This is a genomic window from Pseudomonas sp. 18-147 (assembly GCF_051048045.1).
GTDB classification, from domain to species: Bacteria; Pseudomonadota; Gammaproteobacteria; order Pseudomonadales; family Pseudomonadaceae; genus Pseudomonas; species Pseudomonas aeruginosa.
This window is the reverse complement of sequence record NZ_CP182296.1, coordinates 5550086-5574894: the sequence shown is the minus strand read 5'-3', so window position 1 is coordinate 5574894 and position 24809 is coordinate 5550086. Positions and strand designations below refer to the sequence as shown.

Sequence of the window (24809 nt, the reverse complement as noted above, 5' to 3'; positions counted from 1 at the left end):
CTGCCGGCATATTCGTACCCCATCAGTTCCCAAGGAATTGTCCATGAGTGAACGTCCCGAGGAGCCGAACAAGGCCTCCGACGAAGAAAGCCTGCTGCCCATCGACGAACATATAGAAGAAGGGCACGACGCTGAAGGGCGGAAGGTTCGTCACCGCGGTATCTACCTGCTGCCCAACCTGTTCACCACGGCGGCCCTGTTTTCCGGCTTCTACGCCATCATCAATGGCATGAGCGGCCAGTTCGCCAACGCCGCCATCGCTATCTTCGTGGCCATGGTCCTCGATGGACTGGACGGCCGTGTGGCTCGCCTGACCAACACCCAGAGCGCCTTCGGCGCCGAGTACGACTCGCTGTCGGACATGGTCGCCTTCGGTGTGGCGCCGGCGCTGGTCGCCTTCGAATGGGCGCTTGGCAGCCTCGGCAAGGTCGGCTGGATGGTCGCCTTCATCTACGTTGCGGGCGCCGCCCTGCGTCTGGCTCGTTTCAACACCCAGGTCGGCAAGGCCGACAAGCGCTATTTCATCGGCCTGGCCAGTCCGGCCGCCGCGGCGCTGGTGGCGGGCACGGTATGGGCGTTCAGCGATTTCGAGATCCAGGGCGCCAAGGTTGCCTTCCTCGTCGCCCTGCTGGTCGCCGCCGCTGGTGTGCTGATGGTCAGCAACATCAAGTACCACAGCTTCAAGGATCTCGACCTGCGCGGCCGGGTGCCGTTCGTGGCGATCCTTATCGTGGTGCTGGCCTTCGCCGTGGTCTTTACCGACCCGCCGCGCATCCTCCTGTTGCTGTTCCTTGCCTACGCGGCCTCCGGTCCTGTGCAATACCTGCTGCAGCTGCGTCGCCGGAAGCAGCCGAGCTGATGTAATTTCCAACGGGCTCCGTAGTCTACTGGCACAAAGCTGGTCATTGCGGAGCCCGTCATGCTGATCAAGATTCCCTCCCGTTCCGACTGTTCCGAGTCGGAAGTCACGTCCGAAACCCTCTACCTGTCCCGTCGGCGTCTGCTCGGTGCTTCCTTCGCCGGATTGGCGCTGGCCAGCGGCCTGCCGCGCCTGGGCTTTGCCGACGAACAGCGCTATACCGGCGTCGAGCCGGTGCCGGCGCCGGGCTGGTTCGCCGAAAAGCTACCGCAGACCCGCTGGCAGGCGGTGGATGTCCAGGGGGAGGCGATCACGCCATTCAAGGACGCCACCCACTACAACAATTTCTACGAATTCGGGCCGAACAAGGGCGACCCGGCGGAAAACGCCTCGGCCCTGAAGACCGAGCCCTGGTCGGTGGTGATCGACGGCGAGGTCGGCAAGCCGGGTACCTATGCCCTCGAGGATTTCGTCAAACCCTACCAACTGGAAGAGCGCATCTATCGGCTGCGCTGCGTGGAAGCCTGGTCGATGGTGATCCCTTGGCTGGGCTTTCCCCTGGCGGACCTGCTCAAGCGGGTCGAACCCAATGGGCAGGCGAAGTTCGTCCGTTTCGAAACCCTGCAGCGTCCGGAACAGATGGTCGGCCAACGCTCCGGTTTCTCGGTGATCGACTGGCCTTATATGGAAGGCTTGCGCATGGACGAGGCGATGCATCCCCTGGCAATTCTGGCGGTGGGCATGTACGGGCGGCTGTTGCCCAACCAGAATGGCGCGCCGTTGCGCCTGGTGGTGCCGTGGAAGTATGGCTTCAAGAGCATCAAGTCCATCGTGCGTATCAGTCTGGTCCGTGAGCAGCCGAAGACCACCTGGGAAAGCATTGCCGCCAACGAGTACGGGTTCTATGCCAACGTCAATCCGCAGGTCGACCACCCGCGATGGTCCCAGGCTCGCGAGCGGCGCCTGCCCAGTGGGTTGTTCAGCCCCAATGTACGGGATACGCAGATGTTCAATGGCTACGGGAGCGAGGTCGCTTCCCTTTATAGCGGCATGGATCTGAGGAAGTACTACTGATGCGCTACTGGTATCTGCGCCTTGCGGTATTCCTGGGGGCGCTGGCAGTGCCGGCCTGGTGGTTGTACCAAGCCTGGATCTTTGCCCTCGGACCTGACCCAGGCAAGACCCTGGTCGATCGACTAGGGTTGGGCGCCTTGGTATTGCTGCTACTCACCCTGGCGATGACGCCACTGCAGAAGCTGAGCGGCTGGCCGGGCTGGATTGCCGTGCGTCGCCAGTTGGGGTTGTGGTGCTTCACCTATGTGCTGCTGCACCTGAGCGCTTACTGCGTGTTCATCCTGGGGTTGGACTGGGGGCAGTTGGGCATCGAGTTGAGCAAGCGTCCCTACATCATCGTGGGAATGCTTGGATTCATCTGCCTGTTCCTGTTGGCGATCACTTCCAACCGCTTCGCCATGCGCAAGCTCGGTAGTCGCTGGAAGAAGCTGCATCGCCTGGTCTACCTGATCCTTGGGCTCGGCTTGCTGCATATGCTCTGGGTGGTGCGGGCAGACCTGGAGGAGTGGACCCTGTACGCTGTGGTTGGTGCGTCGCTCATGCTGCTGCGGCTACCCTCGATCGCTCGCCGCCTGCCCAGGCTTCGAACTCGTCCCGGTGTTTCGTAATAAAAGTTTCAAATAAGTGTTGACGCCAGTTTCTATCTCCCTATAATGCGCACCACTCCCGGCGACGACGAAGAGTAAATGCTTGAAAATCAAGGGTTTACGGATTCTCTTCCAGGGGGTGGTGAAGCGCTCCGGCAGGTTGTTCGCCGCAGCGGTTCGGTCCCGAAAGGGGGTCGAAACGAAGCTTCATCGAGGTGCTTGACAGCGAATTTGAACGCTGTAGAATGCGCCTCCCGCTGATTGGAAGATAGTTTGAAGGTCGGCGCAAGCGGTTGAGTAGAAAAGAAAATTTTCGAAAATAACGCTTGACGGAACGAGAGGTTGCTGTAGAATGCGCGGCCTCGGTTGAGACGAAAGCCTTGGCCAACTGCTCTTTAACAAGTCGAATCAAGCAATTCGTGTGGGTGCTTGTGATGTAAGACTGGTGATCGCAAGATTATCAGCAGCGCAAGTAACACTCGTGAATTCGAGAGTTTTATCTCTTTTTAAGAGAATGCGATTGCTGAGCCAAGTTTAGGGTTTTCTCAAAACCCAAGCAGTATTGAACTGAAGAGTTTGATCATGGCTCAGATTGAACGCTGGCGGCAGGCCTAACACATGCAAGTCGAGCGGATGAAGGGAGCTTGCTCCTGGATTCAGCGGCGGACGGGTGAGTAATGCCTAGGAATCTGCCTGGTAGTGGGGGATAACGTCCGGAAACGGGCGCTAATACCGCATACGTCCTGAGGGAGAAAGTGGGGGATCTTCGGACCTCACGCTATCAGATGAGCCTAGGTCGGATTAGCTAGTTGGTGGGGTAAAGGCCTACCAAGGCGACGATCCGTAACTGGTCTGAGAGGATGATCAGTCACACTGGAACTGAGACACGGTCCAGACTCCTACGGGAGGCAGCAGTGGGGAATATTGGACAATGGGCGAAAGCCTGATCCAGCCATGCCGCGTGTGTGAAGAAGGTCTTCGGATTGTAAAGCACTTTAAGTTGGGAGGAAGGGCAGTAAGTTAATACCTTGCTGTTTTGACGTTACCAACAGAATAAGCACCGGCTAACTTCGTGCCAGCAGCCGCGGTAATACGAAGGGTGCAAGCGTTAATCGGAATTACTGGGCGTAAAGCGCGCGTAGGTGGTTCAGCAAGTTGGATGTGAAATCCCCGGGCTCAACCTGGGAACTGCATCCAAAACTACTGAGCTAGAGTACGGTAGAGGGTGGTGGAATTTCCTGTGTAGCGGTGAAATGCGTAGATATAGGAAGGAACACCAGTGGCGAAGGCGACCACCTGGACTGATACTGACACTGAGGTGCGAAAGCGTGGGGAGCAAACAGGATTAGATACCCTGGTAGTCCACGCCGTAAACGATGTCGACTAGCCGTTGGGATCCTTGAGATCTTAGTGGCGCAGCTAACGCGATAAGTCGACCGCCTGGGGAGTACGGCCGCAAGGTTAAAACTCAAATGAATTGACGGGGGCCCGCACAAGCGGTGGAGCATGTGGTTTAATTCGAAGCAACGCGAAGAACCTTACCTGGCCTTGACATGCTGAGAACTTTCCAGAGATGGATTGGTGCCTTCGGGAACTCAGACACAGGTGCTGCATGGCTGTCGTCAGCTCGTGTCGTGAGATGTTGGGTTAAGTCCCGTAACGAGCGCAACCCTTGTCCTTAGTTACCAGCACCTCGGGTGGGCACTCTAAGGAGACTGCCGGTGACAAACCGGAGGAAGGTGGGGATGACGTCAAGTCATCATGGCCCTTACGGCCAGGGCTACACACGTGCTACAATGGTCGGTACAAAGGGTTGCCAAGCCGCGAGGTGGAGCTAATCCCATAAAACCGATCGTAGTCCGGATCGCAGTCTGCAACTCGACTGCGTGAAGTCGGAATCGCTAGTAATCGTGAATCAGAATGTCACGGTGAATACGTTCCCGGGCCTTGTACACACCGCCCGTCACACCATGGGAGTGGGTTGCTCCAGAAGTAGCTAGTCTAACCGCAAGGGGGACGGTTACCACGGAGTGATTCATGACTGGGGTGAAGTCGTAACAAGGTAGCCGTAGGGGAACCTGCGGCTGGATCACCTCCTTAATCGAAGATCTCAGCTTCTTCATAAGCTCCCACACGAATTGCTTGATTCACTGGTTAGACGATTGGGTCTGTAGCTCAGTTGGTTAGAGCGCACCCCTGATAAGGGTGAGGTCGGCAGTTCGAATCTGCCCAGACCCACCAATTGTTGGTGTGCTGCGTGATCCGATACGGGGCCATAGCTCAGCTGGGAGAGCGCCTGCTTTGCACGCAGGAGGTCAGGAGTTCGATCCTCCTTGGCTCCACCATCTAAAACAATCGTCGAAAGCTCAGAAATGAATGTTCGTGGATGAACATTGATTTCTGGTCTTTGCACCAGAACTGTTCTTTAAAAATTCGGGTATGTGATAGAAGTAAGACTGAATGATCTCTTTCACTGGTGATCATTCAAGTCAAGGTAAAATTTGCGAGTTCAAGCGCGAATTTTCGGCGAATGTCGTCTTCACAGTATAACCAGATTGCTTGGGGTTATATGGTCAAGTGAAGAAGCGCATACGGTGGATGCCTTGGCAGTCAGAGGCGATGAAAGACGTGGTAGCCTGCGAAAAGCTTCGGGGAGTCGGCAAACAGACTTTGATCCGGAGATCTCTGAATGGGGGAACCCACCTAGGATAACCTAGGTATCTTGTACTGAATCCATAGGTGCAAGAGGCGAACCAGGGGAACTGAAACATCTAAGTACCCTGAGGAAAAGAAATCAACCGAGATTCCCTTAGTAGTGGCGAGCGAACGGGGATTAGCCCTTAAGCTTCATTGATTTTAGCGGAACGCTCTGGAAAGTGCGGCCATAGTGGGTGATAGCCCCGTACGCGAAAGGATCTTTGAAGTGAAATCGAGTAGGACGGAGCACGAGAAACTTTGTCTGAACATGGGGGGACCATCCTCCAAGGCTAAATACTACTGACTGACCGATAGTGAACCAGTACCGTGAGGGAAAGGCGAAAAGAACCCCGGAGAGGGGAGTGAAATAGAACCTGAAACCGTATGCGTACAAGCAGTGGGAGCCTACTTGTTAGGTGACTGCGTACCTTTTGTATAATGGGTCAGCGACTTATATTCAGTGGCAAGCTTAACCGTATAGGGTAGGCGTAGCGAAAGCGAGTCTTAATAGGGCGTTTAGTCGCTGGGTATAGACCCGAAACCGGGCGATCTATCCATGAGCAGGTTGAAGGTTAGGTAACACTGACTGGAGGACCGAACCCACTCCCGTTGAAAAGGTAGGGGATGACTTGTGGATCGGAGTGAAAGGCTAATCAAGCTCGGAGATAGCTGGTTCTCCTCGAAAGCTATTTAGGTAGCGCCTCATGTATCACTCTGGGGGGTAGAGCACTGTTTCGGCTAGGGGGTCATCCCGACTTACCAAACCGATGCAAACTCCGAATACCCAGAAGTGCCGAGCATGGGAGACACACGGCGGGTGCTAACGTCCGTCGTGAAAAGGGAAACAACCCAGACCGCCAGCTAAGGTCCCAAAGTTGTGGTTAAGTGGTAAACGATGTGGGAAGGCTTAGACAGCTAGGAGGTTGGCTTAGAAGCAGCCATCCTTTAAAGAAAGCGTAATAGCTCACTAGTCGAGTCGGCCTGCGCGGAAGATGTAACGGGGCTCAAACCACACACCGAAGCTGCGGGTGTCACGTAAGTGACGCGGTAGAGGAGCGTTCTGTAAGCCTGTGAAGGTGAGTTGAGAAGCTTGCTGGAGGTATCAGAAGTGCGAATGCTGACATGAGTAACGACAATGGGTGTGAAAAACACCCACGCCGAAAGACCAAGGGTTCCTGCGCAACGTTAATCGACGCAGGGTTAGTCGGTTCCTAAGGCGAGGCTGAAAAGCGTAGTCGATGGGAAACAGGTTAATATTCCTGTACTTCTGGTTACTGCGATGGAGGGACGGAGAAGGCTAGGCCAGCTTGGCGTTGGTTGTCCAAGTTTAAGGTGGTAGGCTGAAATCTTAGGTAAATCCGGGGTTTCAAGGCCGAGAGCTGATGACGAGTCGTCTTTTAGATGACGAAGTGGTTGATGCCATGCTTCCAAGAAAAGCTTCTAAGCTTCAGGTAACCAGGAACCGTACCCCAAACCGACACAGGTGGTCGGGTAGAGAATACCAAGGCGCTTGAGAGAACTCGGGTGAAGGAACTAGGCAAAATGGCACCGTAACTTCGGGAGAAGGTGCGCCGGCTAGGGTGAAGGATTTACTCCGTAAGCTCTGGCTGGTCGAAGATACCAGGCCGCTGCGACTGTTTATTAAAAACACAGCACTCTGCAAACACGAAAGTGGACGTATAGGGTGTGACGCCTGCCCGGTGCCGGAAGGTTAATTGATGGGGTTAGCGCAAGCGAAGCTCTTGATCGAAGCCCCGGTAAACGGCGGCCGTAACTATAACGGTCCTAAGGTAGCGAAATTCCTTGTCGGGTAAGTTCCGACCTGCACGAATGGCGTAACGATGGCGGCGCTGTCTCCACCCGAGACTCAGTGAAATTGAAATCGCTGTGAAGATGCAGTGTATCCGCGGCTAGACGGAAAGACCCCGTGAACCTTTACTGTAGCTTTGCACTGGACTTTGAGCCTGCTTGTGTAGGATAGGTGGGAGGCTTTGAAGCGTGGACGCCAGTTCGCGTGGAGCCATCCTTGAAATACCACCCTGGCATGCTTGAGGTTCTAACTCTGGTCCGTGATCCGGATCGAGGACAGTGTATGGTGGGCAGTTTGACTGGGGCGGTCTCCTCCTAAAGAGTAACGGAGGAGTACGAAGGTGCGCTCAGACCGGTCGGAAATCGGTCGCAGAGTATAAAGGCAAAAGCGCGCTTGACTGCGAGACAGACACGTCGAGCAGGTACGAAAGTAGGTCTTAGTGATCCGGTGGTTCTGTATGGAAGGGCCATCGCTCAACGGATAAAAGGTACTCCGGGGATAACAGGCTGATACCGCCCAAGAGTTCATATCGACGGCGGTGTTTGGCACCTCGATGTCGGCTCATCACATCCTGGGGCTGAAGCCGGTCCCAAGGGTATGGCTGTTCGCCATTTAAAGTGGTACGCGAGCTGGGTTTAGAACGTCGTGAGACAGTTCGGTCCCTATCTGCCGTGGACGTTTGAGATTTGAGAGGGGCTGCTCCTAGTACGAGAGGACCGGAGTGGACGAACCTCTGGTGTTCCGGTTGTCACGCCAGTGGCATTGCCGGGTAGCTATGTTCGGAAAAGATAACCGCTGAAAGCATCTAAGCGGGAAACTTGCCTCAAGATGAGATCTCACTGGGAACTTGATTCCCCTGAAGGGCCGTCGAAGACTACGACGTTGATAGGCTGGGTGTGTAAGCGTTGTGAGGCGTTGAGCTAACCAGTACTAATTGCCCGTGAGGCTTGACCATATAACACCCAAACAATCTGACGATTGTGTGTTGTAAGGTGAAGTCGACGAACCGAAAGTTCGCATGAACCGCAAACACCTTGAAATCACATACCTGAATCCGGATAGACGTAAGCCCAAGCGAACGGATATCCAACCGAATTGCTTGACGATCATAGAGCGTTGGAACCACCTGATCCCTTCCCGAACTCAGAAGTGAAACGACGCATCGCCGATGGTAGTGTGGGGTCTCCCCATGTGAGAGTAGGTCATCGTCAAGCTCCTATCCCAAAACCCCTGGTCAGCGATGACCAGGGGTTTTGCTTTTGCGCGCGGAAAAGTGGCAAGCCAGCAGCGCTGCGGACGGTAATCGAAAAACTTCGAGAGCTGCCGGGCGGCGTACTTCCGAGGGCATGGGAGACGCGATTTGCACTGTGCGCTCGTCTACAATAGCCGACAAATCCAGCCGAGCTCATTCATGTCCGATACCGATGTCCGTGGCCTGCAGGATCTTCCCCTGGAAGAACTGGTTGCTTGCCATGAGTGTGATCTGTTGATGCGCCGGGAACCCCTGGGACCGGGCGAGAAAGCCAATTGTCCGCGCTGCGGTTTCGAGTTGGCCGCGCATCGCCATCAATGGAAACGCCGTTGCTTCGCGCTGGTTCTGACGGCGCTATTTCTCTATATCCCAGCCAATTTCCTGCCGATCATGAATCTCAGCCTGCTCGGCCAGACCCGCAGCGATACGGTCTGGACGGGAGTGCTCGGTCTTTACGACAGTGGCATGCAGGGCGTCGCCATCCTAGTATTCCTGTGCAGCATGGTGATCCCGTTGGTCAAGTTGCTCTGCCAGTTGCTGGTGATGATCAGCGTGCGTTTCGGCATCGCCCGTCACATCGGCATGCTGCTCTACCGCGGCTATCACCATCTGCGCGAGTGGGGGATGCTCGAGGTCTACCTCATGGGTATCCTGGTTTCCATCGTCAAGCTGATCGACATGGCCGACCTCAGCCTGGGCATCGGCCTGGCCTGTTTCGTGGCGCTGCTGTTCACCCAGGTCTGGCTGGAGGTCACCATGTCGCCGCACCAGGTATGGGAAGCGCTGGGCGGCGAGGACGACGATGCGCGCGCTTGATGCCGGAATCCTGGTGTGCGGCGAGTGCCACCAGTTGAATCGCGCCGACGGGGACGAGCATCCGCGTTGCAGCCGCTGCGGTGCGGTGCTGCACGCCCGGCGCCCAAACAGCCTCACGCGCACCTGGGCGTTGCTGATCACCGCGGCGATTCTCTACATACCCGCCAACCTGTTGCCGATCATGACGGTCAACCTCTTCGGCAGCGGAATGCCTGCCACCATCATGGAGGGCGTGGTCGAACTGGTGCATGCCGACATGTTCCCCATCGCCATGGTGGTGTTCGTCGCCAGTATCCTGGTTCCTACTTTCAAGCTGGTGGGCATCGCCCTGCTGCTCTATTCGGTACAGCGGCACCAGCCGATGTCGGCCCGCCAGCGTATCCTGATGTATCGCTTCATCGAATGGATCGGGCGCTGGTCGATGCTCGATATCTTCGTCATCGCCATCCTCGTGGCGCTGGTGAATTTCGGCAACCTGGCGAGCATCGAGGCCAACCTCGGCGCCGCCGCCTTCGCCAGCGTGGTGGTGCTCACCATGCTCGCCGCCGTGACGTTCGACCCCCGGCTGATCTGGGACAACACCAATCTGGATGACGAGAATGAGTGATCTGCCAAGTCCGAAGAAACACAAGACCTCGAACTGGTCGGCGATCTGGGTGCTGCCGCTGGTGGCCCTGGCCATCGGTGCCTGGCTGGCGTGGCGTGCCTTCGACCAGGCTGGCGTGGACATCCAGGTTCGCTTCGAGAGCGGCGACGGGATCCAGGCCAACAAGACCGAGGTGCTGTACAAGGGCATCTCGGTGGGCAAGGTGACCGACCTGCATGTCAGCAAGGACATCAAGGGCGTGGTCGCGACCATCGAGATCAAGAAGGAAGCCCAGGAGTACCTGAGCAAGGACACCCGCTTCTGGCTGGTCAAGCCGCGGGTTTCCCTGGCTGGCGTCACCGGCCTGGAAACCCTGGTCTCCGGCGTCTACATCGCGGTCGATCCGGTGAAGGGCGAGAAGGAAGAACGCTACTTCACCGCGTTGAAGGAGCCGCCACCCCTTTCCGACAAGCTGCCCGGCCTGCACCTGACCCTCAAGGCCGATCGCCTGGGCTCCCTGGAGCAGGGCAGCCCGGTGTTCTACCGGCAGATCCAGGTCGGCCAGGTGAAGAGCTTCCAGTTAGGCGATGACCAGAGGACCATCGAGATCAAGGTGCACATCGAGCCGGCCTACGCCGACCTGGTGCGCAAGCACACGCGATTCTGGAACGCCAGCGGCATCTCCATTTCCGGCGGCCTGTCCGGCTTCAAGGTGCACAGCGAGTCGCTGCTGACCCTGGTCGCCGGCGGTATCGCCTTCTCTACCCCGGAGAACCGCACCGACAGCCCGCCGACCGATCCGAGCAAGCCGTTCCGCCTGTACGACGACTACGACGCGGCCCAGGCCGGTTTGCGCGTGAAGCTGAAGATGAACGACGTCAGTGGTATCGATCCAGGGCGCACCCCGGTGATGTTCAACGGCGTGCAGGTCGGCCTGGTCAAGTCGATCGACATGGGCAAGGACTACAGCAGCGCCACTGCCGACCTGGCGATGGATCCGCGGGTCGAGGACATGCTGCTGGAAGGCACCGAATTCTGGACCGTCAAGCCAAGCATCTCCCTGGCCGGCATCACCGGCCTCGAGGCCCTGGTGAAAGGTAACTACATCGATGTGCGCTTCGCCAAGAGCGGCGCGCCGAGTCGCGAGTTCACCATCCGCCCGAAAGCGCCGCCGCTGAACACCGACGCGCCCGGCCTGCACCTGGTGCTGACCAGCGACAAGCTCGGCTCGATCGATATCGGCGCGCCGATCCTCTACCGCCAGGTCCGCGTCGGCAGCGTGCAGAGCTACCAGCTGTCGCGCGACCGCCAGCGAGTGGTGGTGGGTGTGCACATCGAGCCGGAGTACGCGCACCTGGTGAATACCTCGACGCGCTTCTGGAACTCCAGCGGGATCACCCTGACCGGCAACCTCAGCGGCGTGCAGGTGAAGAGCGAGTCGCTGCAGACCCTGATCACCGGCGGGATTTCCTTCGACACCCTCGATCCGAAGGCGCCGACCGTGACCAAGGTGCGTCGCTTCACCCTCTTCGACAGCGAGGAGGCGGCGATGGCCCGTGGCGTGGAAATCCAGCTGAGCATCGACAATGCCGACGGCCTGCGCGAAGGCACGCCGATCCGCTTCAAGGGCCTGGACATCGGCAAGATCGAAAGCGTCGAGCTGAACCCGGACCTCTCCGGGGTACTGATGAAGGCCCGCCTGACTTCCGCCGGCGAGCGCGTCGCCCGCAGCGGAACCCGCTTCTGGGTGGTGCGTCCGGCGCTCGGCCTGCTGCGTACCGAGAACCTCGGAACCCTGGTCAGCGGCCCCTATATCGAGGCGCTGCCGTCGAGCACGCCGGGCGAGCGCCAGGCACGCTTCCAGACTCTCGCCGAAGCACCCAACCTGCTGGGTCGGGAAAACGGCCTGCGGCTGACCCTCAGTGCGCCGCGCAAGGGCTCGATCAAGCCGGGCAACCTGGTGACCTACCGGCAGATCCCGGTGGGCAAGGTCGTCGACCTGGCCTTGGGCGAACAGGCCGACCGGGTGCTGATCAGCATCCTCATCGAACCGCGCTACGTACCGCTGGTGCGTACCGGCAGCCGTTTCTGGAATGCCAGCGGCTTCGGCGTCGACGCCAGCCTGTTCAAGGGTCTGTCGCTACGCACCGAGTCGATGGAGGCGCTGATGGAGGGCGGCATTGCCTTCGCCACCCCGAACAATGCGCAGATGGGCGAGCCCGCCAAGCCGGGGCAGACCTTCGCCCTGTTCGATTCGGCCAATGACGAATGGTTGGAGTGGGCGCCGAAGATTCCTCTGAAGGAAACCGCCCGCCGCTGATTGTCGGACCGGCAAAAAGAAACGCCGCTTACCTGGGTAAGCGGCGTTTTCGTTCATGCCTGCCTGCTGGGAAGTGGGTGTCAGTGAGTGCTGAGATGCGCCCGGGTGGTCAGCAGGTACACCGGCAAGCCGGAGATCAGGATCAGCAGCGCGGCGTAGGGTGCGGCGGCAGCGTACTCCAGGTTGGCGGTGTGCACCCAGACCGAGGTGGCCAGGGTCGACAGCCCGGTGGGACCTAGCACCAGGGTGGCGGTCAGTTCCTTCATGGTGTCGAGGAACACCAGCACGAAGCCGGCGCCGATGGCCGGCGAGATGATCGGCAGGGTGATCCGCAGGAAGGCCATCAAGGGCGTCTGGCCGAGAGTGCGGGCGGCTTCCTCCAACTGCGGCGAGGCCTTTTCCAGGGCCACGCGGATCGGTGCCTGGGTCAGCGGCATGAACAGCAGGGCATAGGCGACCAGCAGCAAGCCGGTGGTCTGGTAGGTGGCTGGCAGGTAGTGCAGCGAGAAGTACACCAGCGAGAGTGCGATCACCAGTCCCGGCAACGCTTGCAGCAGGTACGGCAGGCGCTGGGTCCAGCGCGCCAGGGCGCCGGGGTAGCGCACCACCAGGATGCTTACCGGCAGCGCCAGCAGGCAACTGAGCAGGGCCCCGCCGAAGGCCAGCGACAGGGAGGAAAGCAGGGTCGAGGCGATTTCCATCAGCGGGAAGCTGGCCGAGGAGCCTTCGTACAGCCAATAACCGAGCATCACCAGGGGGATACCGGTACCGACCAGCACCAGCGTCGCCAGCAGCGCCTGGATCGGCCACTTGCCAAGCCCCAGGCGGACCCGTTCGGCCCGCCGCGCGCTGCCCTGGCCGGTGCGTACCAGGCGGCCGCGGCCGCGCATGCGCAACTCCAGCCAGAGCAGCAGGAAGCACAGTGCCAGGAGTACCGAGGAGAGCATCGCCGCGGTGGCGTTGCTGAACTCCAGTTCGAACTCCTGGTAGATGGCTGTGGTGAAGGTCTGGTAGCGCAGGATCGACAGCGCGCCGAACTCCACCAGCATGTGCAGCGCCACCAGTAGTCCGGTGGCGGCCAGGGTCGGGCGCAGCAGCGGCAGGGTGACCCGCAGGAACACCTGGCGCCGCGACAGACCGAGCATCCGCGCCGACTCCTCCAGGGAAGGATCGATGCCGCGCAGGGTCGCTGCTACCGGCAGGTAGACCAGCGGATACTTGGACATGGTCATGACCAGGATGGCGCCGCCGAGGCCTTCGTACATCGGGCTCAGCGAAACCCAGGTGAAACTGCTGACGAAGGCGGGGATGGCGAACGGCAGGCACAGCACCACGTTCCAGAAGCGCCGCGCCGGCAGGTCGCTGCGCTCCACGCACCAGGCCAGGGCCAGGCCGAGCAGGGCGCTGAGCAGGGTCACGCCGAACATCAGCCACAGGGTGTTGCCCAGCAAGCGGAATACGTAGGGGCGCCAGAGCAGTTGCCAGGCGCTGTGCCAGCCGGCGTCCCAGGCCTTGGCCGCGACGTAGAGCAGCGGCAGGCTGGCCAGCAGGGCTAGGAGCAGGACCGGCAGGAGCAGCCAGAATGGCGTTCGCCGGCGCGAGCCCGTGCGCAGGCGCACGGGCGTGGAGGCGGCGCCGATCAATTCAGGCCAACGTCGCGTTCGAGGCTGAGGGCCTCGCTGGCCTCACCCAGATCGGCCGGGGTCAGTTTCGGTGGGGCCAGTTCGGCGAACGGCTTCAGCGCCGGATCGGCCTGCATCCCCTTGCGCATCGGGTACTCGGCGGACTGGCTGAGGATCGCCTTCTGGCCTTCCTCGCTGAGCATGAAGGCGACGAACTGCTGGGCTTCCCTGGGGTGCTTGCTGGACTTGAGCACCGCGGCGCCGGAGACGGTGACCAGCGCGCCCGGGTCCTGGTTGCCGAAGTAGTGCAGGCGCGAGTTCAACTCGCCCTTTTCCTTCTTCAGGGTGTACCAGTAGTAGTTGTTGATCAGCGCCATGTCGACCTCGCCGTTCTCCACGGCTTTCATGGCGGTGACGTTGTTGGTGTAGATCGAGCCGAAGGCCTTCAGGCCGGTCAGCCAATCCTCGGCTTCCTCCTGGCCCTTGAGCTTGATCACTGCGGCGACCTGTTCGAGGAAGGCGCCACTGGTGGGCACGAAGCCGAAACGGCCGGACCAGGACGGATCGGAAAGATCCATCAGGCTCTTCGGCAGATCCTTCTCGTCGATCTTCTTCGGGTTGTAGGCCAGTACCCGGGTGCGGGCGGTGATGCCGATCCAGTCGCCGTTGCCGCCGGCGTGCTCCGGCTCGACCAGGGCCAGGGTCTCTGGCTCCAGCTTGGCCAGCAGGCCGGCGCTGGCCAGGCGGATCAACGGTGGCGATTCCTCGGTGTAGAGCACGTCGGCCGGCGAGCGCGCGCCTTCCTCGGTGATCTGGCTGGCGAGTTGGCCATCGCCGCCCTTGCGGATCTTCACCTGGATGCCGGTCTTGTCCTGGAAGGCCTTGGCGATGGCGATACCGGTGGCGGCGTGCTGGCCATTGTAGAGGGTAAGGGTGACGGGATCGGCCGCCGCATTGAGGGAAAGCGAACCGAGCAGGCACGCCAGGGCGGCGTGGCGGAAACGGTTGAGAAGTCGAACAGGCATGGATTCTCCCCGTGGGTTACAAATGCGAATGTAACCAATTATATCTTCGCGGGAGCCTCGGGCCTATCGGAAAAGTCCACGGCCCTGTCAGGCAGGGCCGTGGCAGACGCTTCACGCCGGTTCGCCGGCTTCCTCCGGCTCGCTGGCTGCGCGGGTTTCGCCGCTGGCGGCGGCATCCCGGCGACGGATGTATTTCCAGTCCGCTTCGTCGATATAGATGCCGTTCGGGCCGCTACCGCCTTCCAGGTCGATCGCCACGTGTGCGGAAACCTGCGGCTTCACGCTCGCCAGGATCGGCACGAAGCCCAGTTGCAGGCTGGTCTCCAGCAGCGCGGCCTGGTTGCGCTCGTCGATGTCCGCCGCCTCGTCCAGGTAGTAGGGCAGGCGCACGCGCCCGGCCTGCTCGCGGTCCATCAGGTGCAGCAACAGGTACATGTTGGTCAGCGCCTTGATGGTCATGGTGGTGCCGTTGGAGGCGGCGCCGTCGATGTCGGTGTGCATGATCGGCTGGCCGTTGACCTTGGTGATCTCGAAGGCCAGTTCGAACAGGTCCTTCAGGCCCAACTGGTTGTGGTTGGCGGCGACCAGGCGGGCCAGGTATTCCTTGGCCTCCTCGTTCTTCGCGTCCTGCTCGGCGCTCTGGGTCAGGTCGAACACCGAGAGGTTCTCGCCTTCCTCGTACTGGCCGGCGCTGTGGATGATCTGGTCGATGTGCTTGAGCGCATCCTTGTTCGGCGCGAGGACGATGCGGAAGCTCTGCAGGTTGGAAACCTGGCGCTTGTTGATCTCGCGGTTGAACAGGGCCAACTGGTGTTCCAGGTTGTCGTAGTCGCTGCGGATGTTGCGCAGGGTCCGGGCGATGTCGGTGACCGCCGCGCGGCGCGCCTTGGCCAGCGTCAGGGCCTCGTCCTGGCGATGCGCGTAGGCGTTGATCAACAGCTTCAGGCGGCGCTCGGTGTCGTCTTCGCTATCGAACTTGGCGACGCCCTTCAGGCGCACCTGGGCGTACAGCGCCTCGATCTGCCCGTCGATGCGCTGCAGCGCCTGCCAGGTGTCTTGGTAGTCGTTGAGCAGCGGCAGTAGGTTGTCCAGCGAGTCGTCCACCGGCTCCATGAACGGCGTGCCGAAGGGCAGGTCGGCCGGCAGTAGCTGGCGGCGGCGCAGGGCATCTTCCAGGGTGCGCTCCTTGGCCTCCAGGTCGCCCAGTTGCCGGGCCACCAATTGCAGGCGCGCGGAGAGCTGCTGGACGCGCTCGGCGAAGGCGTCGCTGGAGCGCTTGAGCTCGTCCTGGGACGCCTCCAGCTGGGCCAGTTCGGCGAGCTTCTCGGGCTCCTCGGCGGTCAGCGTCTGGGTGCGGCGGAAGTCTTCCAGGGCCTTCTGCGCATCCAGCACGTCCTGGTACAGCTTCTCCGCCTGGGCCTTGCTCGCGGCGCGGTCGGCAGCGACGCTCTGCTGGGTCTTGAGCTGCTTCAGCTCCTTCTCCAGGCGTTCCTTCTGGTCGCGCAGGGCGGCGCGGTCGGCCAGGGCCTGCAACGCCGGCGGTTCGATGTGCGACAGGTCGATGCTCAGTCCGGGAGCCTCGAAATGCTCGCCCTTGAAGTGGTCGAGGATGGCTTCGACGCTCTTCACCCAGACGTCGCCGTCATCCAGGTTCACCCCGTTCTCGCCGAGCGGCAGGCTGAACAGCGCGCCGTTGAACAGACGCATCAGGCGTTCCACGTCCTGCTGGCTGAACTCCTCGCGCAGGCGTGCGTAGCTGTTGTTGTCGGCGTGTTCGAGCTGCTGGCGGACGTTCTTCAGGCGTTTTTCCAGGTCGCGCAGGCGCTCTTCCAGGTCTTCGCTGGAGAACTGCCGCGAATGGGCCAGGGCGCCGGCCAGTTCGTCGTGGGCATCCTTGGCGGCGAGCAGCTGTTGTTCGAGGACCTTGGCGTCGTCGACCAGGGCGAAGCGGGTCTTGAGCACCGACAGCTCGCCGAGCCAGCGCTGGATGCCGGCGATCTCGCGCTCCAGGCGCATCAGCTCCTGGGTGCCGCCACGCTGTTCGTTCTGCAGGCCGTCCTGCTCGGCGCGGTATTGCTCGTGCTGGATCAGCAGTTCCTCGCGGCGCGCCCCGGCGTAGTCGTGCCAGGTGCCGAGCAGGCTGTCGAGCAGCGGTGAAAGGCGGTGCATCTTGCCGCGCAGTACGTCGCGCTGGGTCACGCCGTTGGCCAGGGCTTCCACCAGCGGGCCGGCGGCGACCAGCGCCTGGTAGTCCTGCTCCATCCGCCGCACGTCGCGGAAGGCCTCCTCGCAGGCGGCGATGTAGTCGACATTACCCGAGCGCAGGCTGTGCTCGAAGGCGTCGAGGAACAGCTGCTTGAGCTTGGCCGCGGTGATCTCGCGCATGTGCAGCAGGTTGATGAACAGCGAGCGGAAGGTCTTCAGGCTCTGCTCGCTGGTGGAGCGCAGCGGGATCATGGTCAGGTCGAGCGGGATCGACGTGTGCCCGCCGACCAGCAGGCGGCGCAGCTCTTCCGGCTTCACCTCGTAGGCCTTGATGCCTTCGCGCTCGAGGTTGGCGAACAGCTCGCGCTGGCGCAGGCAGGTACCGTTCTTCTGGTAGTGGTCCAGGCTCAGCTCGCCGGCGTAGGCGAAGAACTGGTGGCCGAAGCCGCCGCCCGGGCCGCGCCCGGCCACGCCGATCACGTGCGGACCGTGGGGCAGCATCAGTTCGAGGAGGATGTAGCTGGTGTCCGAGGCGAAGTAGAAGCGCCGCGACTGCTCCATGCTGTACTTGCCGAAGCTCATGTCCGACAGGCGGGCAAGGATCGGGAACTGCAGGGCGTTGATCGAGGCGCTCTTGCCCAGGTTGTTGGCGCCGTAGATCGACAGCGGGTTTTCCAGCGGAAAGATACCCAGGCTGTAGCCGGCGGTATTGAGCAGGGCGAAGCGGCGGATGCCGTAGCGGGTCTGGCTCATGCGTCAGCCTCCTGTTGCGCGTGTTCTTCGGCGATGGCGCGGGCGAGGGCGTCTTCCTCGCTCTCTTCGGACAATTCTTCGTCGCTGGCCATCAGCGGTTCGATCTCGCCGTCATCGACCAGCACCGGCGTCTGCAACGGCAGGTCGGCGTGCAGGCTGGCGGACAGGTTGCGGTCCTGCTGCACCGACAGGCAGACGTCTAGGAAACGGTGCATCGGCGGCATGAAGCGGTACACGCCGCTGTCCTCGGAGGCGAAGCCGAGCTGGGTCAGGCGGCGCATGACCTTCTCTTCCAGTTCTTCCTGGGTCTGCACCTCGGCCTGGAGGAACAGGTCGCGGTATTTCTCCAGCAGCGGCGGCAGCTCTTCGCGGCCGATGCTGCCGCCGTCCAGCACGGACAGCGGGTCGCGGCCCTGGTCGGCGAGGTGTTCGACGAGGATGAAGGTGAACAGCGCCAGGCGTTGGGCGGTCTTGTTCACCTGGGCGCCGACCTGCTCCGGGACGAAGTAGTAGAAGCCGCGGGTGTCGCAGACCAGCTCGAAGCCCATGGCGCGGAACAGGCCGCGGTACTGGTCCTGGTGCGAGGACAGCTGGGTGTACAGCTCGGGGTCGCGGTGGCTGATGTGGTAGCCCTTGAACAGCTCGCGGAAGATCGGCGCGAGCTGGGTCAGTTCGGAGAGATCAAGATGCATGGGTTTCGCTCGCGGAAAGGGTGTCTGCGTCCCTGGCCTGGCCCTTGTCCTTGGCGGCGGGGTTCAGGGCGAAGGAGCAGAGGCTGACGCAATGTTCGGTGGTTTCGTACTCGCGGCGTTGCAGGCGTTCGCGCTGGAAGCGCGCGTCGCGCGACAGCCGGGAGAACCAGTAGAGCAACTCGTCGGTGGCGCCGTCCGGTTCCTGGGCCAGCAGCCATTGCATGAGGTCCGGCAGCGGCAGCGCCGCCTGGCAGCGCTCGATCATTTCCCGCGCGGTCCGCGGTGGTCGCGTCGGCCCGTTGCTCTTGCGCGTGCCGCTGGACTTGGGGAACTGCGCCGGCTTCGGCTCGAAGCGGGCGAGGGCGAAGACGTAGCTCTCGACCTGCGAGGCGGTGCCGAGGAAGGTGCTCTGCGGCCGGGTGAATAGCGGCATCGCCGCCTGCGGCACGGCATCCAGGCCCTTGCGCCGGATCGCCGCCAGCGCCAGGGCGGCGCCACGGGTCACCGCGTTGTGCCGGCGCGCTTCCTCGCGCAGCGGCAGCAATAATTCGCGGGCGCGGCGCAAGGTCAGCTGGGCGTTGGTCTGCATCTCGAGGATGCGCGCGTGGGTGCGCAGCACCAGGTCGTCGTCGACCAGGTGGCCGAGGCGCTGCTGTTCGCCGAGCAGGCGCAGCAGGACCTGTTCGACCCGCCGCACGCCCTGCTCGAAGGCGCCGTCGGCGCTGACCAGTTGGATCATCGGCTCGACGTACTCGTCCCAGGTCGCCAGGACCTCCGCGTAGCGCTGCGCCAGGGGAATCTGCCGGTCGCTGGTCTTGGCCCGCTCGGCCACGCCGATCAGTGCCTGCTCGTCATTGCCGAGCTTCTTCAGTACATCGCGCACGCGCATGTCGAGCAGTCGCAGCTGGCGCGCCAGGTCCTGGCTGTCGCGGGTCTCGAAGGCGTCCTGGATGTACCCGGCGAGGCGCTCCAGATGGCGCAGGTAGGCCTCGATCTCCAGGCACAGACCAAGGCGATGCTCGTGGCGCAGGTAGGCGAGGAAGTCGTGGATCTGCGCGTTCAGCTCGAAACGGTTGGGGCTCTTGGCCACCGGGACCAGGATATCCAGGCGGATCCACTGGTCGAGCAGGGCGGTGATTTCCGCCGGGTTGCTTTCCGGTAACTGGGTGTTCAACTGGCTGCGCAGTTCCGCCAGGCTCAGGGTGCCGGCATCGAAGCGCTCGCAGAGAGGCTCGAGCAGGGCCCAGTGTTCGGCAAGCGCACGCAGTACGCGTCGGGGGTCGATCATCGGGAGGGCCGGTCCGTGGAAAAAGCGCCGATTGTACTGCAAAGGCACGGGCGACGCAGACGCCGCCGATGAGTGCGATGCAGGCCGTCGACACGTCTGCGGCGCAGGTACGGGCCCGGTATCGGTGGATGGCATCTGGCTATCACCGAAGTGTCGAAAAGCGGCAGTTTATGACTGCGTAAGGACTTTCCTGCCCCGCCTGGTCCGGGGAATGGGGCTTCCAGGGGCTGGCACGCTTTCTGCTGAAGTCCCCTGGCCTGTCTATTCCAAATGAATGCCGACTCTTGAACGACGCCGCCTACGCCGAGGCCCGCTGGGCCGAACTGCAGAACCAGGGTGACCTTGCCTGGGACCTGGATGCCATCACCAACCGCAGCGAGGCGATCGCCTTCCTCAAACGTTTCGAGAACCGCCTGTGCATCTACTCGGCCTATGTCGAGAAGCTCTACAGCAACTACAGCTTCGTGATTCCCGAGAGCGACCATGGCGGCATCACCATCCTGCCCAGCGAGCAGGCCTGGCACGACACCTTCCACGATATCCCGCTGGCCGCGGTGGAGCCCACCGGGATCCATATCCTGCCGGGCGAGACCATGGGCTATCGCGGGCTCTACCTGAAGATTCCCGGCGAGCACCGCCTGGTGGCGTCGAAGGAATTGCCGTTCCAGGAAGGGTTGAAACTGCTGATCCAGCGTTACCAGGCTCACGACGACGTGTTCCTGCCGATCCTGGTCAAGGGCGACCTGCGCGAGTACGAAGCGCGCATGCCCTCGCTGCACCTGCACCGGATCAACCCCGCCCGCCTCAGCGCACACTCCCTGCTCAGCCTCAACGCCATCAAGGGCGCCATCGCCGACCATCTGATCGGCCTGTTCCGCCAGCAGTGAAGGGCTGACGTTACCCCCGTGTGACGATGGGTAACATCCATCCTGGCCGAGCGACCGCTCATCCGCTGCAGCGAGCGCTGCGACCGCGTCGTTCGGCGTTTTTTCTCGACTATGGGTCGGCCCCGATTCGCCCGGGGCTTTCTATAGTGACTACAGGTCGCAGTGTCTCTGCCGTCGGCCACGAGAAGAACAAGAGGTGAGCCCATGTCCCGTCGTCTGCCCTTCCTGCTGCGTTGCGCGCTGTTCTGCGGCGCCGGTCTGCTGGCTGCCACCGCCCAGGCGAGGATGGAGTCGCTGGACGACGACCAGCTTTCCGACGTGGTCGGCCAGGCCTTCATCAACCTCACTACCGACGCCGCCAACGGACTGAACTTCACCCGCATCAACTTCGGCGCCGACATCGAGACCCAACTGAACATGAAGAAGCTGCAGTTGGGCCAGTACAACCGCAGCGGCGAGCTTGCCGGCAGTGCCGACATCGCCATCGACAACTTCGCCCTGGGCACGGTCAACGACGCCACCGGCGCGATCAACCCGTTCCTCATCAGCAATCCCTACATCGAGTTCGCCTACGACGGCAGCAAGATGGTCGGCATCCGTATCGGTTTCGGCGAAGCCAAGGGCTACCTCTCGGGCGATATCAAGACCCTCACCGGCAACGTGCCGGTGGACCTGTACGGCACCGGCAGCCAGTTGGGCGGCAGCATTTCCTGCGGCCTGCTGGCCCTCGACTGCCTGGCGGCGAAGACCGCCATCACCCTCACCGGCAGTTCCCAATACACCGCCCAGGCCGAACTGGTGAACAGCTCCGGCAACCCCGACCCGATCCGCGCTGCCATGATCGGCCTGAAGAACGGCACAGCCTTGGACATGCACGACAGCACCATCATCGGCAGCTTGGTGAACGTCCTACTGCCCTTCCTCACCTCCAACGACTGCAAGCTGATGGGCGCCCAGACCTGCTTCAACCTGGCCCAGTACCAGTCGTTCCCGATCGGCACCGTGGATCCGAACAACGCGCAGAACTTCATCGACTCGTCGAAAGGCTTCTTCATCTCGATGCAGAGCCAGAACGTCCAGTGGCGCGACCAGCAGGATCCCTCCAAGCTGGTCGCCGCGCTGGCCGGTGCCTTCCTCAACATGTCGCGCAACGCCGATGGAACGGCGCCAATCAAGGTCGACTTCGGTCAGGCCTTCAATGGCATTCCACGGCAGGACACCTGCCTGGGCGGCCTGAACAAGGGCTGCTGAGATGAGTCGCGCCTGCCTGCTCGCGGCCCTGCTGGCCGCCCCCTTCGCCCATGCCGAGATGACAGCGCTCGACGACGAGCAACTGTCGGACGTGCAGGGCGCCGGCATCGGCTTCGTCCTCGACAGCGCCATGGTCGACGGCAACAAGGCCACCATCGCGATCAATGGCGTGACCAACACCGCCACCGGGCAGAACGTGCCGATCACGGTAAAGGAGCTGTACGTCGCCGCCACTGGCAGCAACAAGGGCAGCACCCTGGCGCCGGTGACTCTCGGCCGTCTCAACTTCCCGTTCAAGCTGAATCTGGCCAAGGGTTCGGTGCTGACCACCCAGCTCGACGACGGGCGGGTGGTCAGCACCTTGCCGGACACCGCGGACGTGATCGAGCTGGCTTTCCCCAGCCTGGTGAGCGGCGCCGGTGGCCAGCCGTGCATCGCTGGTTACGCCGGTGCCGGCAGCAACTGCTCGAGTCGGGCCAGCGAAAAGGTCGACGCCGGCATCCGCTTCGACTTCGGCGTCACTTCCACGCGCACCGATGTGCTCAACCTGGACTTCTCCGAACTGGCGATGGACGGGTCCTACCTGCGCTTCTGGGGCGCCAACGCGCGCAGCCAACTGGTTGGCGAGATGCGCCTGAACCTCTACGCCAAGACTTTCGAGATCATGTCCTGCGGTGCAGGCTCGCCCAGTTGCGTCAGCGCCGCCGAGCAGGCCGCGCGCACCGTCTACCTGACCAACGCCTATGCCAGCGTCGCGCTTGGCTACGGGAAGTCGCAGCCGTTGCTGTTCTCGGTCACCGCCGACGGCAACTTCACTTTCGAACTGCCCAAGCTGACCCTGGCCAACGCCGCCGACTTCTACGCCAATGCGCCGCGCACCAGCCTGGTGATCGAGAACCTCAACATCGGCGGTACCCGGCCAGGCTACGGGCAGGTACCGACCGGCGGCTACAACATGGGCCGCAACGAGATATCCGGGCTCAGCTTCAACTACCTGAAGGTGACGTCGCACAACCTCTGAGGTGGCGGCGCGAAACGAGGTACGCAGCACATGGCCAAGCAGACTCATCCACTGGCAGGCGGCATCGGCATCCTCGCGGCGCTGGCGCTGCTGTTCAGCGCTTCGGCCGGGGCCGAGTTGCGCTCGCTGGGCGATAGCGATCTGGACGACGTGGTCGGCCAGGCCGGGATCAGCATCAGCGCCTCGCTCAATCTCCAGGAAAATCCTTCGCAGACGCGCTGCGCCGGCGGCTGCGGCGCGCGCCTGGCGATCCAGCCGGCCGGCAGCGGCAACAACTACCTGGTGATCGACGATATCAGCGGCAAGTTCAGCTTCGACGAAGTCACCCTGGACGTGGTGACCATCAAGGACGGCTTCGGCGGCGACGGCGCCGCCTTCAACCGCCCGGTGCTGCGCGTCGGCCTGAAGGACACCAGCTTCCAGGACCTGAGCTTCACCATCGCTGGCGCCAACAAGGCGCGCGGTACCGATCCCGGGCTGGTGCAGACCAACCTGGTCAGCGCACGCATCGACGGCACCCTCAAGCTGCAGGGCAACGTCAATATCTTCACCGTCGCCCCGCGTTGAGGGCGAACCGTCGCATGGCGGGACAAAGCCGCTCCGCCGAGGTCGAAGAACCGCTATCATTGCCTGCCTGAACGCCGGGGGCGAAACCGTCCCCGCGCATCGCCTAATTGCCGGTGCCCGAGATTTGATCGAAGAACAGCGTCGCCGCGCCTTCCTGGGCGCGATGCAGATAACCAGTTGGCTGCCCCGCCAGCCGTTGCCGTTCGCCGCACCCTCGCGGCCGGAGTTGCTGGAGACCCCGCCCCGGGAAGAGCCGGCGGTGCCTGTGCGTGCGCGCGCCGCGATCGATGCGCCGCAGGCCCGCGTCCCGCAAGCCGAGGCGCCGGCCAGCGCGCCGAGCGTGGCTCCCGCCGCGCCCGTGGAAGGCCGGGGGATCCCGATCAGCCTGCCGAAGCCGGGCGCCCCGGCGGCGAAGAAAGCCGAGCCGGTCGAAGAGGCCCCGGCCGAGCCGCCGGCGGTCCAGGCCCCGCCGCCGCGCTTCGCCTTGCAACTGCTGCAGGCGGGCTCCTGCACCCTGCTGGTCGAACTGCCCACCGGCGAACCCTTCGCCAGCCGCGATCCGGGTTACCTGCTGCTGCGCGACCTGCTGCGCGCCGCCGGCCTGCCGGACAGCCCGCGGCTGATCGGCGAACCGGTACGCTGGCCGCTGCTGGCGCGCGGCAATCTCGACCAGGGGCCGCAGGCGGCCCTGGAGTTCGTCCAGAGCTTCGTCGCCGCGCGCATGGAGGAGAGCGAGCGTAGCCGCTGCCTGTGGTTGGTCGGCCTGCCGGCGATCCGCTTCGCCGGCGAGGGCGACGAGGGCAGCCTGTTCCGCGAACTGCAGGTGGACGGTCTGGGCGCAACCTGGGCCGTGCCGGGCCTGGAAGCCCTCATGGAAGAACCCGCCCTCAAGGGCGAGCTGTGGCGCGCCATGCGCCGTGTCCGTCAGCGCTGGTCGAGCGAGATTCAATGAGCGATGCGATTTCCTTCCGCCCGATGACCGAGGCGGACCTCGATGCCGTGCTGAAAATCGAATATGCCGCCTTCAGCCACCCCTGGACCCGTGGCATCTTCAGCGAAGGCCTGAAGAACTACCATTGCTGGCTGATGTTCGAGGGTAGCCAGCAGGTCGGCCATGGCGTCATCCAAATCATCCTCGACGAGGCGCACCTGCTGAATATCACGGTGAAGCCCGAAAGCCAGGGGCGTGGCCTCGGTCTGCGCCTGCTCGAACACCTGATGCGCGAGGCGGCCGGCCACCAGGCTCGCGAATGCTTCCTCGAAGTGCGCGCTTCCAACCAGGCCGCCTACCGCCTCTACGAACGCTATGGTTTCAACGAGATCGGCCGCCGTCGCGACTACTACCCCGCCGTCGGCGGGCGCGAAGACGCCCTGGTCATGGCCTGTACCCTGTTCGACTGAGGCTTGCTCCGCTTCCCTGCCGGCAACTAGCTATCACTTGGAGTAGCTGGCTGGCCTTCTGGCACCGCCGTACCCTTACCAGCATTCCGATTCTCG

17 protein-coding genes, 2 tRNA genes and 3 rRNA genes are annotated in these 24809 nt (G+C 62.2%); 17 read left to right on the top strand and 5 right to left on the bottom strand.

The genetic code is table 11. The annotated features are described in order from the left end of the window. Positions 1-43: 43 nt before the first annotated feature. From pssA to ACM0M4_RS26385, 11 genes are all read left to right on the top strand, one after another. Positions 44-859 carry a CDP-diacylglycerol--serine O-phosphatidyltransferase gene (gene pssA / locus ACM0M4_RS26435; RefSeq protein WP_003095061.1) on the top strand — a complete coding sequence of 272 codons (816 nt, stop codon included), beginning with the start codon at positions 44-46 and terminating at the stop codon, positions 857-859. 60 nt (positions 860-919) lie between these two features. Then, a complete protein-coding gene (gene msrP, locus ACM0M4_RS26430) occupies positions 920-1933 on the top strand; it encodes a protein-methionine-sulfoxide reductase catalytic subunit MsrP (protein WP_023115603.1) in 1014 nt (337 codons plus the stop codon). Continuing rightward, entirely contained in the window at positions 1933-2541 is a 609-nt protein-coding gene (msrQ, locus tag ACM0M4_RS26425; protein ID WP_003100143.1) for a protein-methionine-sulfoxide reductase heme-binding subunit MsrQ, read from the top strand. Before msrP ends, msrQ begins: the two co-directional genes overlap by 1 nt. Before the next feature lie 543 nt (positions 2542-3084). Then, positions 3085-4620 (top strand): 16S ribosomal RNA (locus tag ACM0M4_RS26420). 64 nt (positions 4621-4684) lie between these two features. Further along, positions 4685-4761: transfer RNA gene (locus ACM0M4_RS26415), tRNA-Ile, on the top strand. Between the two features lie 28 nt (positions 4762-4789). Next, positions 4790-4865 (top strand) — tRNA-Ala (locus tag ACM0M4_RS26410). A 226-nt stretch (positions 4866-5091) separates the two neighbouring features. After that, positions 5092-7982, top strand: a 23S ribosomal RNA gene (locus ACM0M4_RS26405). A 143-nt stretch (positions 7983-8125) separates the two neighbouring features. Continuing rightward, positions 8126-8241 (top strand): 5S ribosomal RNA (gene rrf, locus ACM0M4_RS26400). Together the 16S, 23S and 5S rRNA genes with 2 tRNA genes alongside form the textbook arrangement of a ribosomal RNA operon. A 146-nt stretch (positions 8242-8387) precedes the next feature. After that, complete coding sequence (locus ACM0M4_RS26395; RefSeq protein WP_023187661.1) at positions 8388-9095, top strand: paraquat-inducible protein A; 708 nt, start codon at positions 8388-8390, stop codon at positions 9093-9095. Continuing rightward, complete coding sequence (locus tag ACM0M4_RS26390) at positions 9082-9702, top strand: paraquat-inducible protein A (protein WP_003107436.1); 621 nt, start codon at positions 9082-9084, stop codon at positions 9700-9702. Before ACM0M4_RS26395 ends, ACM0M4_RS26390 begins: the two co-directional genes overlap by 14 nt. After that, on the top strand, positions 9695-12001 hold the full coding sequence (locus ACM0M4_RS26385; RefSeq protein ID WP_003107435.1) for a PqiB family protein: 2307 nt from the start codon (positions 9695-9697) through the stop codon (positions 11999-12001). The genes ACM0M4_RS26390 and ACM0M4_RS26385 overlap by 8 nt, the downstream gene beginning before the upstream one ends. 80 nt (positions 12002-12081) lie before the next feature. Here ACM0M4_RS26385 and ACM0M4_RS26380 read toward each other — a convergent pair whose 3' ends face one another. The 5 genes from ACM0M4_RS26380 to mksB form a co-directional block, all read right to left on the bottom strand. Then, positions 12082-13620: an ABC transporter permease gene (locus tag ACM0M4_RS26380; protein WP_003161946.1), complete on the bottom strand. Its 1539-nt coding sequence runs from the start codon at positions 13618-13620 to the stop codon at positions 12082-12084. Positions 13621-13640: 20 nt separating this feature from the next. Next, the gene (locus ACM0M4_RS26375; RefSeq protein WP_003117420.1) at positions 13641-14648 is read right to left on the bottom strand and encodes an iron ABC transporter substrate-binding protein; all 1008 of its coding nucleotides are present in this window, start codon (positions 14646-14648) and stop codon (positions 13641-13643) included. 111 nt (positions 14649-14759) lie between these two features. Beyond that, complete coding sequence (gene mksF, locus ACM0M4_RS26370) at positions 14760-17606, bottom strand: Mks condensin complex protein MksF (protein WP_003106141.1); 2847 nt, start codon at positions 17604-17606, stop codon at positions 14760-14762. Continuing rightward, the gene (gene mksE, locus ACM0M4_RS26365) at positions 17603-18298 is read right to left on the bottom strand and encodes an Mks condensin complex protein MksE (protein ID WP_003095041.1); all 696 of its coding nucleotides are present in this window, start codon (positions 18296-18298) and stop codon (positions 17603-17605) included. The genes mksF and mksE overlap by 4 nt, the downstream gene beginning before the upstream one ends. Next, positions 18288-19586: an Mks condensin complex protein MksB gene (gene mksB / locus ACM0M4_RS26360; RefSeq protein WP_003117421.1), complete on the bottom strand. Its 1299-nt coding sequence runs from the start codon at positions 19584-19586 to the stop codon at positions 18288-18290. Before mksB ends, mksE begins: the two co-directional genes overlap by 11 nt. A gap of 284 nt (positions 19587-19870) precedes the next feature. Between mksB and ACM0M4_RS26355 the strand changes: the two genes are divergently transcribed. From ACM0M4_RS26355 to rimI, 6 genes are all read left to right on the top strand, one after another. Next, a complete protein-coding gene (locus tag ACM0M4_RS26355) occupies positions 19871-20473 on the top strand; it encodes a hypothetical protein (RefSeq protein WP_003095035.1) in 603 nt (200 codons plus the stop codon). A 204-nt stretch (positions 20474-20677) separates the two neighbouring features. Further along, entirely contained in the window at positions 20678-21724 is a 1047-nt protein-coding gene (locus tag ACM0M4_RS26350; RefSeq protein WP_003095033.1) for a DUF6160 family protein, read from the top strand. A 1-nt stretch (position 21725) separates the two neighbouring features. Continuing rightward, a complete protein-coding gene (locus ACM0M4_RS26345) occupies positions 21726-22745 on the top strand; it encodes a hypothetical protein (RefSeq protein ID WP_003095031.1) in 1020 nt (339 codons plus the stop codon). A gap of 30 nt (positions 22746-22775) precedes the next feature. Beyond that, complete coding sequence (locus tag ACM0M4_RS26340) at positions 22776-23312, top strand: DUF6160 family protein (protein WP_003113522.1); 537 nt, start codon at positions 22776-22778, stop codon at positions 23310-23312. A 259-nt stretch (positions 23313-23571) separates the two neighbouring features. Continuing rightward, positions 23572-24264, top strand: a complete 693-nt coding sequence (locus tag ACM0M4_RS26335; RefSeq protein ID WP_073647939.1) for a protein TonB — start codon at positions 23572-23574, stop codon at positions 24262-24264. Then, positions 24261-24713 carry a ribosomal protein S18-alanine N-acetyltransferase gene (gene rimI, locus ACM0M4_RS26330; protein ID WP_003095025.1) on the top strand — a complete coding sequence of 151 codons (453 nt, stop codon included), beginning with the start codon at positions 24261-24263 and terminating at the stop codon, positions 24711-24713. Before ACM0M4_RS26335 ends, rimI begins: the two co-directional genes overlap by 4 nt. Positions 24714-24809 lie beyond the last annotated feature (96 nt).